Consider the following 14947-nt stretch of genomic DNA (forward strand, 5'->3'; position numbering starts at 1 on the left):
AAATACGATCAGACCCAAGTGATGGGTTTTTAAAAAAGTCATAAACACAATAAAATCAAAGTGAACTGAACAATGAATCAATCGATTAAACAGTCCATCAAGGCATGGCCTGAACAAGAACGACCAAGAGAACGCTTATTACTTCAAGGGGCACAGAGTTTATCCGATGCAGAACTGCTAGCCATTTTTCTGCGCTCAGGCTCGAAGCAACATTCTGCAGTCGAATTATCTCGTATTTTGATACAACATTTTGGCGGCTTAAACCCAATTTTTGATGCTTCACTTGAAGATTTATCCCAGTTTAATGGCATCGCCTCAACCAAATATGCACAGCTTATGGCGGTCAAAGAGCTTGGACGGCGTTATCTGAATAATCATTTTCATCAACAAAGACTTTGTTTAGATCACTCAAACCTGGTACTTGATTATTTACGTTATGAACTGCAAGGTGAAAAACAGGAAGTATTTGCGGTGCTGTGTTTAGATGCGGAGTTAAGAAAATTACATTTCAAAAAATTGTTTTTTGGCTCGCAACATTCATGCAGTGTTTCATTGAATCAAACCTTGCGTTATGCCTTACAACAGCAAGCCTGCCAAATCGTGGTTGCCCATAATCATCCCTATGGCATCGCCCAACCTTCTCAAGAAGATATTTACCTGACACAGCAACTCAAGCAAGCGTGTAAATTACTTGAAATTAACCTCATTGATCACTTTATTATTGCATCAGATGGCTATTTTTCATTTTCTGAACAACAACTACTCAACCCTATTAAAATCAAACAATCTCGTCTTGACAAAGGCTGAAGCAAGCCTGAACATCAACAGATAAAATTAATGATCCAAATAACATGATTGTTCGTGACCAGCCGAGTATTTTTAAAGTTTTATTCTCATGGCGTGGGACGATTTTACCCAAAATTTTACCTTCTCTCGGATTTGTTATGCTCATCTCTGCCATCATTGGCGGTATTGAATATATACAATTATTTCGTTTCCCCGAGATTCCTTTAGTTGGCTTCACCCTGATCGGTGTTGTGCTTTCCATTTTCTTAGGCTTTAAGAACAGCGCCTGTTATGAGCGTTGGTGGGAAGCACGTAAACTATGGGGTGTTCTGATTGCCACAGCACGACATTTTGATCGCGATTGTCGCGTTTTAACCCAAGCACGACGTGAACGAGTCATTCAAAATGTAATTGTATTTGCGAATGTCCTGCGTGACCGCTTACGCCACCAAACTGCAAATCCAACGGAATTGACCGAAACCAGTGGCTTAAGCCAACAAGCGCTTACACAGCTTTATCAACAACATAATGCACCTCAATACACGCTGAGCCTGATTCAGTGGGAGCTTTTACAAGCACTCAAAGACGGTGAAATCTCAGATATTATTTACACGCAAATGAACCAGCATGTTGTCGCATTAAGTGAAATGCAAACAGGCTGTGATCGTATTGCCAATACCCCGATTCCTTTTGCTTATTCAGTACTGCTCAACCGTACCGTGTATTTCTTCTGTGTGATGTTGCCTTTTAGCTTAGGTTCTTTACTGGGCCTAGTAACGCCACTTTTGGTTGGCATTTTGGCTTATACCTTCTTAGGTTTAGATGCATTGAGCAGCGAAATCGAAGAGCCTTTTGGTACGCAAAGTAATGATCTGCCACTCGATGCCATGGTTCGAAACATCGAAATTGAGTTACTCGGAACACTCGGTCGTCCGACACCTCCGCCAATTCAGGCACATGATCATAATTTATTATAAAACTAAATCGCCCCTTAGCGTTGACGTATAGGGGCGACTTTCTTTTCCCGACCTCGATCCTGCTTTACTAAATAAAATGGGATGAAACCAAAGATTTAAAGCGCTCAGTAAATTGTCCATTCCAATAAGGATAATACGGATAAGGTGGATAAATCGCACTTACCTGATCGAGTCTATCCATCTGTTCCTGCGTCAATTGAATATCTTTAGCTTTTAAATTATCTCGTAGCTGTGTTTCATTTCGAGCACCTATCAGCACACTGGACACCGTTGGGCGTTGCAATAACCAATTTAATGCAATCTGTGGAATCGAATGGCCTGTTTCATCTGCGATTTCCCGCAATATATCAATCACATCATAGAGCAGCGCTTCATTCACTGGGGGAGCAAACTGCGCCGTCTCATGTAAACGGCTGCCCGCGGGAATCGGATGCTCCCGATCAAATTTACCCGTTAGACGGCCCCAACCCAAAGGACTCCAAACCACGGCTCCCATGTGTTGGTCATCATTTAAAGGCATCAGTTCCCACTCATAATCACGCCCAATCAATGAATAATAGACCTGATTCACCACAAATTTTTCATAACCATATTGTTCAGCAATCGCTTGAGCTTTCATGAGTTGCCAACCAGAGAAATTTGACACCCCGATATAACGCACCTTACCACTCCGCACCAGTTCATCGAGGGTTTTCATCAGTTGGTGCAAGGAAGTAAAGCTATCAAACTGATGCAATTGCAACACATCAATATAATCTGTTCCTAATCGCGTCAATGATTGTTCCACCGCATGCTGTAAATAATTTCGGCTAAAGCCTACATCATTGAGTTGATCGGTACTTCGAATTCCCACCTTGGTTGAAATAATATTATGTTGACGCTCTGAGGTGAGTGCCCGACCCAACATTCGCTCAGACTCACCATCAGAGTAAACATCCGCCGTATCAAAGTAGTTAATACCAGCATCTAGACAAAGTTGGATCATGCTATTGGCTTCTGCCTGATCGGCTTGTCCCCACGCTGAAAAAATCTGACCTTTCCCGCCTAATGTTCCTGCACCAAATCCAAGTTCGGATACCTTTAAACCTGAATTTCCTAAGAAATGATATTTCATCCTACGCCTCTCTCATCAAGTTTTATTCGCTTGAGATCACAATAGCGCTATGAGATTTTTTAAAAAACCACGATAATCAAGAAATACTTTTCTGGTTTTATTGATAATGAATACAGAAGATTTCCAATTTTTTATTCGAGTTGCTGATTTAGGTTCCATCAGCAGAGCCGCTCAAGAAGCCAATATTTCTGTTTCTGTGGCCAGTCAGCGAATTCAACGATTAGAACAAAATCTACAACTCCGTTTGTTGCATCGCACCACTCGTAAAATCAGTCTGACCGAAGAAGGGAAAACCTTGCTTGAACATGGTCGAATCTGGCTTCATGAATTTTCAAGCCTACAGCAATCACTAAAAGTTCAAGACAAATGCCTCTCTGGCACGCTGAGAATCACGACCTCGGCCACATTTGGCACAAAAATTCTAATGCCAGTGATCGCTAAATTTTCATTATTACATCCTGAGCTGAAAATTCACTTAGATTTAAATGACCAAAACATTGATCTGATTCAATATGGGATGGATTTAGCAATACGCATTGGAAAATTAAAAAGTTCAACATTGATTGCCAAAGCACTGACATCAAATCCACGTTTACTCTGCGCTTCGCCCTCATATTTAGAAAAATATGGTCAGCCGCAAACATTGTCAGATCTCAAATTACATCGTTGTATTTTGCAACAACATGAACATGGTTTAACTGATCATTGGAATTTCATAACAAAAATGGGAGAGCTGCAACACATCCAAGTGGCTGGTTATTTCACAACCAATTCAGGTGAAGGCGTTCGGCAAGCCTGTTTATCAGGTTTAGGCATATCCAATCATTCGCTTTGGCATGTCAGTGATGACTTAAAAGCAGAAAAACTTGTTCAAGTTCTCGCTCAGTATCCAGTTGAACCCACTTCAATTTATGCTGTTTTTCCGAATAGAAATTTAATCCCACCCAAAGTTCAATTATTTTTAGAATATTTATTGGACTATTTTCAGAACAGATACCCTGCGCATGTGCACAATTTGCTTTAAAAAACTTATCTAAAACTTTCCCAAACGCCTCTCTGCCCTTCATTTACTTTCGGCGTGTGTCCAAGCTTGACCCAAGGCATATTGTCACCATGAAAATCACTGCCAATGGAAACCGCCAAATCAAATTGCTGAATCATTCGATCCACCATTTGCCGTGTTGAAGCAGGTTCTATACTCGATGGCAGTTCGACTGCATCACCGCCACTCTCAGCAAATAACTCAATCAAATAGCGAATATTGGTAGCAGATAAATCATAGCGTGTCGGATGTGCCAAAACGGCAAAACCTTGACTGGCATGAATCACCTCAATGGTTTCTTTTAAACCCACCCCATCAAATTTCACAAAAGCCTTCTTGCCTTCTTTTAGAAAACGATCAAATGCTTGCTGTGGGCGACTCACGATATTCTTTTCGACCAGTGTTTTTGCAATATGGGTTCGAGTCACTCGATCCGCATGACCATCCACTTTGGCAACCACATCTGGGTAAATATCAAAACCGATACATTTCTCTAATAAACAACAGATCACCTTTGCTCGCTCAGCGCGTATTTTTTTCTGCTTCTCAAGCATGATCTTTATCGGTGTTTCGTCTTGCATATTCAATGCAACAATATGTACACCATAACTCTTTTTGGTATTTTCTCTCGCCCATTGACTAGAAACTTCAACACCCGAAACGATCTGAATATCATGGTCTTGAGCATACATTTGAGCGCGAGCCAAGCCATCCATGGTGTCATGATCGGTTAATGCCAAAGTATGAATTTTTACATCCACAGCAGCCTGCACCAATTGCTCTGGAGACAAAGTACCATCTGAGATAAGGCTATGGGTATGTAAATCGACACCGAACATGGATTGTATTATGCTATCTGACCTATTTCATTGCCGTACTGTAACATGAAAGCGTTGCTCGACTATCTTCCGATTATTATCTTCTTTTATTTTTATAAAACTACCGACCCGAAAGATAATCATCACCCATTATTAGAATTAGTGGGTAGTGCAGGAAATACGGATCAAAATCATATTCTTGTTGCAACCTGCGCCTTACTCATTTCCACACTGGTGGTTTACGGCTGTTTGTTCATTTTCCAAAAATTTAAACTGGAAAAGATGCAATGGTTTATCGTGGTCATGTCGGTTATTTTTGGTGGGATCACCTTAGTTTTCAGCGACGTCACCTATATCAAAATGAAAGCGGTCATTATCAATGTCGGTATCGGCATTGGCTTTTTGGTTACGCCATTATTTAATAAAGAACGAATGCCAATTATTCAAAAAATGCTCGGTTCAGTATTAGAGTTAAACAAAAAGGAATGGATACGATTGAACTGGGCGTGGTGTGGTCAGTTCTTTTTGTTAGCTGCTTTACATTTCTTCTTTGGTTTTATGTTTTTACAAGGAAAATATTGGGGAGAATTCACCGCTTTTGGCGATATTATCGTGTCGCTCAGTTACCTTGCTGTTATACTCTTTTGCTTAAGAAAACGTTTTAAAACCACAGACTAAATTCTGAATCATTGAGCAACTGCTATGCCCTATTTTGTACTCACTTGTACTGATCGTGAAGGTACTTTGGAGAAACGTCTAGCGACTCGTCCACAACATGTAGCACGTCTACAGAAACTGGATGATGAAGGGCGTTTAATTGCCGCTGGCGCACACCCCAAAGACCCTGATGACCTACAAGCTGGTTTTATTGGCAGCACCATCATTGTCGAGTTTGATAGTCGAGAAGCACTTGATGCGTGGATTGAAGAAGAACCTTTTTTAAAAGAAGGGATTTACGCCAAGATTGATGTAAAACCTTTTAACAAAGCGTTTCCAAAAGGGTAAACCATGCGTATTGCATTCCAAAGCTTATTTGCTCTTTGTTTACTCACTTCTAGTGTTTGGGCTGTTGAATCATCAACGGTTCAAACCACTGCAAGCGCAGTAACCAAACCGTTGACAGCAGAACAAATCGCCAAAGCCAAACAGCAACAAGAAGCAAAAAATAAGGCGCTTATTCAAGATCAAGCCAGTCGTTTAAAGCAACTTGAAAATGCCAATCTTGAAGCACTGACTCAAAACCAAGAATTACAGTTAAAAAATGACAGTTTAATTGTGCAAGTCCAAGTATTGCAAAGTGAACGTAGTGCACAAATGTTCCTCTACGGTGCGATGACCATTGCGGTCGGTGTCATTCTTGGCTTTTTTATCGCAAGTTATGTTTATACTAAACGCCGTCGTCAGTGGTAAACCGCAACACACTTATTTATGTCTGAGTCATCAAAACTACAAACAGCCGCATTAGACTGGGAACTCATCGATGGTATTGAAGTTCCCATTTCTAAACAATTCGGCGATGTCTACTTTTCCAAAGACAATGGCTTATTAGAAACACGCCACGTCTTTTTAAATGGCAATGATCTCACTGAGCGTCTTTCCCAACTCAACGATTATCAATATTTTTGCGTTGGCGAAACAGGCTTTGGTACAGGTTTAAACATTTTAGCGTTATGGCAACTTTGGCGACAAATTCGTCCCGATAATCACAGCCATTTACACGCCATCAGCGTAGAAAAATTTCCACTCAGCAAAGCCGATCTCATCCGTGCCCTCAATGTTTGGACTGAGCTACAACCGCTAGCCGAAAAACTAATAGAACAATATCCACTACCGATCGCTGGATGTCACCGCCTTGATTTTCCTGAAGAGCGCTTTAGTCTTGATTTGTGGTTAGGCGATGCACAAGATATTTTTCCAAGTATTCCTAAAACCCAAGCGGTAAATGCTTGGTTTTTGGATGGCTTTGCCCCTTCTTGTAATCCAGATATGTGGCAAGAAAATGTACTCAATCATATTGTTCGTTTATCTGACTTGGGTACAACCTTTGCCTCATTTAGCGTTGCAGGTGTACTGAAACGTGGACTCAAGCAACACGGTATTCAAATCAGTCGCCCACGTGGTTTTGGTCATAAACGAGAAATGCTTAAAGCCATTTGGCTTGATGCTGTTTCACAAACTGAAATAGCATTGCGAAATGCCGAAGAAAATGTGGTGACACAACAACAACCTGAATCCAAAACAACAACGCAGCGAAATATCGCCATCATTGGCGCAGGAATCGCGGGTTTAAGTAGTGCATGGGCATTTGCTCAACGTGGGCATCAAATCACGATCTACGAGCAAAATGAGCCACTCTCAGGGGCATCAGGCAACCCTCTCGCCTTACTCAACCCAAAGCTATGCCCAATTGAACAAGCACATGAACACTTGATGACTTTAAGCTGGCAACATGCTTTGAATTTTTATCCACGTTTCAAAGCGTTTAGACCGATTCAGGTTCAACAAATTGCTTTAAAAAATCCTGATGAGCTTTTGGGATTGGTAGAACAATATCCTGATCATGTTTTATCTGCTCACTGTTCGAATCAGATCAAACCTGAAACAGCATTTTCGAGTTTAGCCTTACAGCACGCAGGCGCCATTTCCCCGCATCAACTTCGTGATGAGATTTTGCAGCATCCCAATATCACGATCCTAAAAGCCAAGATCTCAGATTTAAAGCCAGCAGAAAAGCAAACCGAGCTCTGGCAAGATCAAGAGCGACTTGCATCGGCTGATCATGTGATTGTGTGTTGTGCCAAACAAAGTGCGGATCTGTTTGAAAACTATCCACTACTTAAGCCGATTCGAGGACAAGTCAGTTGGGTAAATAACAGCAATCAACCGCTTCCTCTTGATCAAGCTTATAGCTATGGCGGTTATTGTATGCAGCTTGATGCGACTCAACTGATCTTAGGCGCATCCTTTTTTCCAAATCGAGACGATACCGAAGTATTACCAGAAGACCATGTGCATAACCATGAACTTATCCACAGTGTCTTTCCCGAATACACACAACAGCTCCCATCGACAGACTCATGGCAAGGTCGAGCATCTGTGCGCGCACAAAGCTTAGATTACTTTCCTTTAGTCGGCAAAATGCAAAATACAAATGAGTGCTATACCTTTGCAGGTTTAGGTTCTAAAGGTTTCTTGTTTGCGCCGCTGTGCAGTGAAGTATTAGCTGCATTGGTTTTAGGTGAGCTTTGTCCAATTCCACAAAGCTTATTAGATAAACTCAATCCTCAACGTTTCCAAAAGAAAGTTAAAGTAAAAAAACCTTATTATTCTGGCTAAACTATCGTTTTAAGAAAAATTATTTTAATCAGATTCTTATTTTTTTAAATTTGCCAAAATACCGAAGTATTTTGGCAAATTTTCTTAGCGATTAAGCACCTTGCTCTAAAGCTAAGCCTGCATCACGTGCTGCACGTGTGCCACCCATCAAGACAACATATTCACGAGAACCATCAATACCTTCTAAAAGTTCTGCTGCTCGAGGTGCTTTACTGCCACCCCCGCATAGAATATAAATCGGCTGATCCGCTGCAACCTGAGTCAAACTATCCGCAGTTAATTCAGCAATTGGGCGATTTACTGCCCCTTTGACATGAGCCTCTGTATACGCTTTGGTATCTCGGACATCCCAAATGACAGCGTCTTTTGGGAACTCAAATGTTGTAATTTCTTGTTTACGGATCATTGCGCACTCCTTTGATGTAAACAACACTTGGCAAATGAAGAAAACCCCCTTAGCATCTCAAATATTCTTTCCCTTTGTAAAGGTCTAACTATGCCTTCTTTTGATATTGTTTCTGAATTAGAGTTATTTGAAGTCAATCATGCCGTACAAAACACTCAAAAAGAGATTGCGACACGTTTTGACTTCCGCGGACAGGATGTTTCTATTGAGCTAAATGAAAAAAATAAGGAAATCAAAATCTCAACTGAAAGTGATTTCCAATGTGAACAAGTCTATAGCATGCTCGAAAACCATTTTTATAAACGCAAGATTGACGTACAAGCATTAGATCCTCAAAAAGCCACCGCATCTGGTAAAAATGTGGTTCAAGTTGTCAAACTTAAAGATGGACTTGACTCAGATACCGCAAAAAAAATTAATAAAGCCATTAAAGAAAGCGGCATCAAAGCGCAATCTTCTATCCAAGGCGACAAAATTCGTGTCACGGATAAAAAACGCGATACTTTGCAACAAGTCATGAACTTTTTACGTGAACAACAATTTGGTCTGCCACTCCAATTTAATAATTTCAAAGACTAAGCAATAGGTTCACTATGGCAAAAGATAACCGTCTTTATACGCTGGTTAAAACCACGTCTAAGTTTCCTAAAGGCATTCGTAGCACGCTATGGAGCAAAGCTTTTGGCCGCGTTGTTCCAATGGTGGGAACTGCAAATATTCGCTATTTAGAAGTGGATAAAGACCATGTCACAGTTCGTATCGAAAACCAACGTAATATGCAAAATCATATTAAAGGGGTTCATGCCGCAGCAATGGCGCTATTGGCTGAAACAGCAACGGGTTTTTTAACTGGTCTACATGTTCCAGATAGTCGCATTTTGTTGATTAAATCTTTGCATGTCGATTATTTAAAAGTTGCTCAAGGTGGCTTAACAGCGACAGCAACATTATCAGCTGATCAACAAAAGTTTATCGCTGAAAATGAAAAAGGCGAGTTATTGATTCCTGTCACTGTCATTGATGATGCTGGCAATGAACCAATCCAATGCCAAATGCTTTGGGCTTGGCTGCCAAAACGCAAAAAATAATTTTTTGAATGATAAAAACAAAGCCCAAATGATTTGGGCTTTGTTTTTTTACAGTGTCCTGATCTAAATGATTTTTCCAATGATTAAAATTAGCTGCTTAAGATACTCAGCATCGACGTCATCAAATTGATCCAGTTCATCGCTATCAATATCTAAAACCCCAACACACTCACCATTTTTCATAATCGGTAATACAATCTCAGACTTAGAAGCCGAACTACATGCGATATGTCCTGGAAATTGATCCACATCGGGCACAATCATCACTTGCTGTTGTTGCCATGCTGTTCCACAGACACCACGGCCTTTTGCAATACGTGTACAAGCAATCGGCCCTTGAAAGGGTCCTAGCACCAGCTCATCGTCTTTCACAAGATAGAAACCAACCCATAGCCAATCAAATTGCTGTTTTAATGCTGCACAAATATTCGCGAGATTGGCAATCACATCAGATTCACCATCAACAATCGCTTGAATCTGCGGCACTAGACTTTGATATTGTTCAGCTTTATGACCTTGTTGCAAAACGAGTTCTTCAGCCATGATCTACACTCCAAATGCCAATATGATATAAAACAAAAAGATAGAGCATACATAATCAAGCTCATATCCGTTTGCGTTATATTTTACAAGTTCGCTAAATAAGCTTGTTTAACCTCATCAGAAATCACACGTTTATTGCCATTCACATCAACAGCAACAAAAGTAAAGACCCCTTCCGTAATCCGCACAGGATCTCGAGAGTCATCATGACTATTCCAAACTTCAATTTGTACCTGCACCGAACTATTTCCGATTTTCAGGATTTTGGTGTAGCAGCTAATTACATTTCCGACTTTGACTGGAACCAAAAAAGTCATCTGATTAATCGCGATTGTGGCACAACGACCTTTACTCAGACGTTCAACATGAATCGCACCCGCTAAATCCATTTGAGAGACAATCCAGCCCCCAAAAACATCACCACTCCAATTGGTATCAGCTGGCATTGCAATATTTTGCAGTGATAAAGTACCCTCTGGATGATTCAAGCGTTCCGTCATATTCATTCTCTTAATGTTACTGTAATTGCTGATCTAGCCATTGCTGTAATTCAGGTGTACGTAATGCACCGCTGATTCTTGCTAACTCGGTGGTTTTATTCATCAAGACCAAGGTAGGAATACTTCGGACATTGAATGCAGCACTTAAACGAGGATTTGCTTCCGTATCAATCTTCGCAAAAATTACATATGGATTTTGCTGAGCAACTTGAGCAAAATGTGGTGCCATCATCTTACAAGGACCACACCACTCGGCCCATAAGTCAATCAGAACAGGTAAATCAGTATTGCTAATGAAATGACTAAAATTTTGTTCATTTAACTCAATTGGCGTTTGGGGTAATAATGCCTGATGACATTGACCACAATTCGGATGAACTGCTAATTTTTCTTCGGGTACGCGATTTTTTGCACCACATGATGCACAGACAATCATCATTTACATCACTCCAATATGTTGATGTAAAAATTCTAATTGGGTTGTGACTGCTTTTTCAAACCATGAACCGTGATAAATATCAAAATGTTTCATATCCCACTCATGGTAGCTCACAAAAGGAGCAATATTGGTTGCAGCTTCACGACTCGACTCAATCGGAATCAATGTATCATGCTTCGCTGCAATAAATAAAACAGGAATATTAATCTTACGTACAAACTGAATTGGGCGATAACGCATCAAATTGAAAAATACCCGTGCTGGGACTTCGCCACTCCAGTAATAGTCAGGATTTATAATCGAATGATAACCATAATAACTATCCGAAGTTGGTAAAAAACACAGTCTATATTGATCAACAACAGGTAGAGTCTTAGGTACCAACCCCATCTTAGACCCCATATAGTCCTGACTAGAGCGCTTTAAAGCCTCAGGATAACGCTGAAGTGGGTAATGCTTGGCCGTCTCTGCACCATCTACATAGGGCACCTGTACCATCACTGCTTGGATGTTTTTGAGGTCACTTGCCAAACTCAGTGCATAACCACCACTCAAGGATGTTCCCCAAAGAATAATTCGCCGGCTGTCAATCAACTTACAGTTAGATGCATGTTGAATCATGGTTTTCCAATCATCTAATTGAGCAGTTAAGGAAACCAATTCTCGTGGTTTTCCCGTACTCCCCCCCCAAAAACGATAATCGAATAGAATGACGGCATAACCCGCTTGAGCAAAACGTTGTGCATATTGCACTAATTTAAATTGACGCAATCCTGCAAAGCCATGTGCCATTAAAATTACGGCAGGTTTAATATTTGTCTTAGGAAGATAAAAATCAGCAGCGATCGTTTCTTCACCACTTGGAACATACAACGGCTCAACAGTGTAGGTGTGCATGCGCGCTCCATTACGTTATCTTTTTTAGGTTCATCGTTTATTTACTATAGACATTTAAACTCAACATTAAGCTTAATGCTATGATAGAGCATAAAATGTTTTGTTTGTTTTTGGAGTGACAAGATGTCAGAGAATATTGGTTTTGCAGGTCAAATTGGACCAGATCACGTCGAGCAGGTCGTAGAGAAAGGATTCAAATCTATTATCAATAATCGCCCAGATATGGAAGGAGGCCCTGAACAGCCGACGAGTGCTCAAATCGAGGAGTCTGCACGTAATGCAGGATTAGATTATGTCTATCAACCTGTTGTTGCAGGTCAAATTAGCGAATTAGATGTCCGTACTTTTGCAAACCATTACAACGAATTACCAAAACCTATTTTAATGTTTTGTCGTACAGGTAATCGTTCAAATAACTTATACCAATTAGCGAAACAAATGGATTTGTTGGATGATTGACATCTAAAATCAATAAATAAATTTAAAAAAAACCAGCTTAATTATTCTTAAGCTGGTCTAAACTAGAAGAATACTTTATTTAATTTCTAAGAAAATAGTTTGAGATTTACCACCTGGAACATTCGTTGCTATTTTCACATCATCTCCTGCTGCACATTTTAACAAGCGAACCGTATAACTAACAACTTCATTGCCAGCACTACCGAATGTATTTGGCGTAAATAACGGTATTGTATCTGGTACTGGTAAAGAGCCACTAATAATTTCTGCCTCACATGAGTTACTATTTTCTGTGTTATCTTTTACAGTAACAGATACGCCAGTTCCTGATGGCATCGGCACTGTTTTCTGAGTGTTACCAAAAACTTGGAATTTAAAACTTCCATTTCCAGATAAAATTCGTCCAGTATCTTGTTCAATACCACTACCCCAAACATAAGTCGGTGTATCATGAGAGAAAGCAAACAAAAGCTGCTGACGTAAAATAGCACTCAAACCATTATTACAAGAGTTTGGAACATTAGGTTGTGAAATTGATGAAGCTGCACAAGCTAAAGCACCTGATGCTTTCGTATAAATAAACTCACCGACATTATGAATATTATCTTCGTTATCATCGCGGAATAGACTACCAATATTATGGGTTAGTTGGTCAACACCTTCTGTGTATAGCTGATCACCATTGGAATCAATATAATCTTTATCGCCTTCCACATAGGCTAATACGGTAACGCGATTGTTTAAAGGTCTAGGATTTTGAGTAATTAATCTAACCGAACACTCTCCTTTAACTGAAGCACAACTTGGTTCAATTCGCCCACCTTCTGAAACAAAGCTAATTACCGTACCATCTGGTACTGGATTACCCAAACGATCCGCCATACGGGCTACAATTGTCGAAACATCACCATCGATATCTGTTCGTAAAGCTTGCTTTGTTACTGACAAACTTAGTCCTTTTTGAGTAACTCGCCCGCTTGAAACAGAAACATCTTTAGATCGAACAAAAACATTTTTATCAGATACTAACGTAGCTTGAATCTCTACTGGACCAGGGATATTGCCTGGGTACAAATTCACACGCACTTTGCCTGAAGAATCACTTTTTACAATTTTAGAAGCGCGATTCCCTAATGACACGAATTCTAAATCTATTGGGGCATCAATGATTTTAAGTTCAACTTCTTTATCTTTTGCAGGAGAACCATTTGCATAAAGCGTAAATTCAATTTGTCCAGATGCAGCAGAGCCACTACTCTTAATACCCAAATTAACAGGACTAGTCGTTGTATAAACTAATGAGTCAGGCTTAATTTGCGCAATCTGTACAGGTATTTCTAAACGTAGGATATTCTGTCCACTAACACCAATTGTTTGCGAGCTTTCACAAAGTTCACCATTAGCTGCAATCGCTTTATAAGAAGTCACAATATTCCCTTGATTAGAAGAAACTACTGTAGCTGGTTCAAATGTGCCGCAAGTTGCATCAAAAGTTACACTTACATTATTCTGTGGTGAAAGGGTCGTAGCATTTAGTGATCTCAAAGTAACATTCGTTGTACCACCAACCTCCAGATTATTTTCTGCTACTTGTAACTCACTTAAAATAATATTTGCGGCTTGTAAAGAAAAGTTTTTTGGCGATGCCGCTACTGTAAGACCATTGTAATCAGCAGATGCTGAAATTTGATAAGCACCCGTTATATTAATATTTTCTGGACGAACAGAAATAATTGCATATCCATCTGCATTTGTTAAAACAGCACCATTTGAACTACCTAGTATCACGCCTCCAGTTGCAGAAAAAGTGACTAAAGCACCTGAAATACCATTGTTTGATTGATCTGATACTTTTACTTTTGCAATCACACCTTCACTGGTTATTGCCACTGTTGGAATATTATTCTGATCTAATAACTCAAGTGAACCAATATTAACTGCTTTTACCTCTTCGCCTGTACCAGGATTAGTCGGGTTAGTAGAAGAATCACCTCCTTGGTTATTATAGTACCCTTTACTACCACCACCACCACAGCTTGCAAGTAAAATTGCCATACTGATCACAGACAACTTGAGTGTAAGTTGTTTTTTGTTCATCATCATTCCTTTACATCCCCAATCAAAGCCCATTATGGAATAAGATTTTTTTCATTATAAAAATATGCCTAATGTAACCATACTATTAATTTTCTGTAAATATGCTTTATTAATGAGTAAAAAAAATTAAAGAGAAATAGATCAAGCTTTAGATTAAAATTGATAATTGTAGATTAATTTTTTCTTTTTTTTTCAGACATACAATAAATTAAATAGATGCAAAAAAGTTTTATCCATAGATAGATTAATCTAAGTAAAATGCATTAAACCACCATTCCAATTAACTGCTTATTACCTCACGTTGCCCGGATGATATTCCTGAGTTTAATGCAGCAGTTTTAAGAGAACTAAATCTTTAATTTATATTTCTCTCTTTCAGCGCCATAAAAAACACCCCAACCTCTTACGAGACTGGGGTGTTTAGATTTAAAAGCTGGCGATGACT

At 39.7% G+C, this 14947-nt stretch carries 18 protein-coding genes; 10 read left to right on the forward strand and 8 right to left on the reverse strand.

What is annotated here, in order from left to right; genetic code table 11:
• The first annotated feature begins 72 nt into the window (after positions 1–72).
• Both radC and J2Y37_RS11345 read left to right on the forward strand, forming a co-directional pair.
• Positions 73–807, forward strand: a complete 735-nt coding sequence (gene radC / locus J2Y37_RS11340; RefSeq protein ID WP_004672658.1) for a DNA repair protein RadC — start codon at positions 73–75, stop codon at positions 805–807.
• Positions 808–851: 44 nt separating this feature from the next.
• Positions 852–1763, forward strand: coding sequence for a bestrophin family protein (locus J2Y37_RS11345; RefSeq protein WP_004672657.1), 912 nt, complete (start codon positions 852–854; stop codon positions 1761–1763).
• A gap of 67 nt (positions 1764–1830) precedes the next feature.
• Here the strand turns inward: J2Y37_RS11345 and J2Y37_RS11350 are convergent, their stop codons facing one another.
• On the reverse strand, positions 1831–2877 hold the full coding sequence (locus tag J2Y37_RS11350) for an aldo/keto reductase (RefSeq protein WP_349032875.1): 1047 nt from the start codon (positions 2875–2877) through the stop codon (positions 1831–1833).
• Between the two features lie 106 nt (positions 2878–2983).
• Between J2Y37_RS11350 and J2Y37_RS11355 the strand changes: the two genes are divergently transcribed.
• Positions 2984–3901, forward strand: a complete 918-nt coding sequence (locus tag J2Y37_RS11355; RefSeq protein WP_349032876.1) for a LysR family transcriptional regulator — start codon at positions 2984–2986, stop codon at positions 3899–3901.
• A gap of 5 nt (positions 3902–3906) precedes the next feature.
• Here J2Y37_RS11355 and J2Y37_RS11360 read toward each other — a convergent pair whose 3' ends face one another.
• Positions 3907–4758: a PHP domain-containing protein gene (locus J2Y37_RS11360; protein ID WP_349032877.1), complete on the reverse strand. Its 852-nt coding sequence runs from the start codon at positions 4756–4758 to the stop codon at positions 3907–3909.
• A 45-nt stretch (positions 4759–4803) separates the two neighbouring features.
• On the opposite strand from J2Y37_RS11360, the gene J2Y37_RS11365 reads away from it, so the two are divergent.
• Genes J2Y37_RS11365 through mnmC form a run of 4 tightly spaced genes read left to right on the forward strand, consistent with a single transcriptional unit; the run spans position 4804 to position 8073 of the window.
• Entirely contained in the window at positions 4804–5415 is a 612-nt protein-coding gene (locus J2Y37_RS11365; protein ID WP_004672652.1) for a septation protein IspZ, read from the forward strand.
• A gap of 24 nt (positions 5416–5439) precedes the next feature.
• On the forward strand, positions 5440–5742 hold the full coding sequence (locus J2Y37_RS11370) for a YciI family protein (RefSeq protein WP_121930469.1): 303 nt from the start codon (positions 5440–5442) through the stop codon (positions 5740–5742).
• Between the two features lie 3 nt (positions 5743–5745).
• Complete coding sequence (locus J2Y37_RS11375; RefSeq protein ID WP_004672649.1) at positions 5746–6147, forward strand: hypothetical protein; 402 nt, start codon at positions 5746–5748, stop codon at positions 6145–6147.
• 18 nt (positions 6148–6165) lie between these two features.
• The gene (gene mnmC, locus J2Y37_RS11380) at positions 6166–8073 is read left to right on the forward strand and encodes an FAD-dependent 5-carboxymethylaminomethyl-2-thiouridine(34) oxidoreductase MnmC (RefSeq protein ID WP_349032878.1); all 1908 of its coding nucleotides are present in this window, start codon (positions 6166–6168) and stop codon (positions 8071–8073) included.
• A 91-nt stretch (positions 8074–8164) separates the two neighbouring features.
• Here mnmC and J2Y37_RS11385 read toward each other — a convergent pair whose 3' ends face one another.
• Positions 8165–8479 (reverse strand): rhodanese-like domain-containing protein, encoded by a 315-nt coding sequence (locus J2Y37_RS11385; protein WP_004672647.1) that lies wholly within the window; start codon positions 8477–8479, stop codon positions 8165–8167.
• 90 nt (positions 8480–8569) lie between these two features.
• Here J2Y37_RS11385 and J2Y37_RS11390 point away from each other — a divergent pair, with 90 nt between their 5' ends.
• On the forward strand, positions 8570–9058 hold the full coding sequence (locus tag J2Y37_RS11390; RefSeq protein ID WP_004672646.1) for a YajQ family cyclic di-GMP-binding protein: 489 nt from the start codon (positions 8570–8572) through the stop codon (positions 9056–9058).
• Between the two features lie 14 nt (positions 9059–9072).
• On the forward strand, positions 9073–9567 hold the full coding sequence (locus J2Y37_RS11395) for a DUF4442 domain-containing protein (RefSeq protein ID WP_005198679.1): 495 nt from the start codon (positions 9073–9075) through the stop codon (positions 9565–9567).
• A gap of 63 nt (positions 9568–9630) precedes the next feature.
• On the opposite strand, the gene J2Y37_RS11400 is transcribed toward J2Y37_RS11395, so the two are convergent.
• The 4 genes from J2Y37_RS11400 to J2Y37_RS11415 form a co-directional block, all read right to left on the reverse strand.
• Positions 9631–10110, reverse strand: a complete 480-nt coding sequence (locus tag J2Y37_RS11400) for a GAF domain-containing protein (protein ID WP_349032879.1) — start codon at positions 10108–10110, stop codon at positions 9631–9633.
• Positions 10111–10193: 83 nt separating this feature from the next.
• Complete coding sequence (locus J2Y37_RS11405; RefSeq protein ID WP_004672633.1) at positions 10194–10610, reverse strand: acyl-CoA thioesterase; 417 nt, start codon at positions 10608–10610, stop codon at positions 10194–10196.
• A 16-nt stretch (positions 10611–10626) separates the two neighbouring features.
• Positions 10627–11049, reverse strand: coding sequence for a thioredoxin TrxC (gene trxC, locus J2Y37_RS11410; RefSeq protein ID WP_349032880.1), 423 nt, complete (start codon positions 11047–11049; stop codon positions 10627–10629).
• Positions 11050–11946, reverse strand: a complete 897-nt coding sequence (locus tag J2Y37_RS11415) for an alpha/beta hydrolase (RefSeq protein ID WP_349032881.1) — start codon at positions 11944–11946, stop codon at positions 11050–11052. It lies immediately after the preceding gene.
• 123 nt (positions 11947–12069) lie between these two features.
• Between J2Y37_RS11415 and J2Y37_RS11420 the strand changes: the two genes are divergently transcribed.
• Positions 12070–12405, forward strand: a complete 336-nt coding sequence (locus tag J2Y37_RS11420; RefSeq protein ID WP_004672630.1) for a TIGR01244 family sulfur transferase — start codon at positions 12070–12072, stop codon at positions 12403–12405.
• 75 nt (positions 12406–12480) lie between these two features.
• Here J2Y37_RS11420 and J2Y37_RS11425 read toward each other — a convergent pair whose 3' ends face one another.
• Positions 12481–14508 carry a hypothetical protein gene (locus tag J2Y37_RS11425; protein ID WP_349032882.1) on the reverse strand — a complete coding sequence of 676 codons (2028 nt, stop codon included), beginning with the start codon at positions 14506–14508 and terminating at the stop codon, positions 12481–12483.
• Positions 14509–14947 lie beyond the last annotated feature (439 nt).

The sequence above is a fragment of the Acinetobacter sp. 3657 genome (assembly GCF_031456775.1).
Classification (GTDB): domain Bacteria; phylum Pseudomonadota; class Gammaproteobacteria; order Pseudomonadales; family Moraxellaceae; genus Acinetobacter.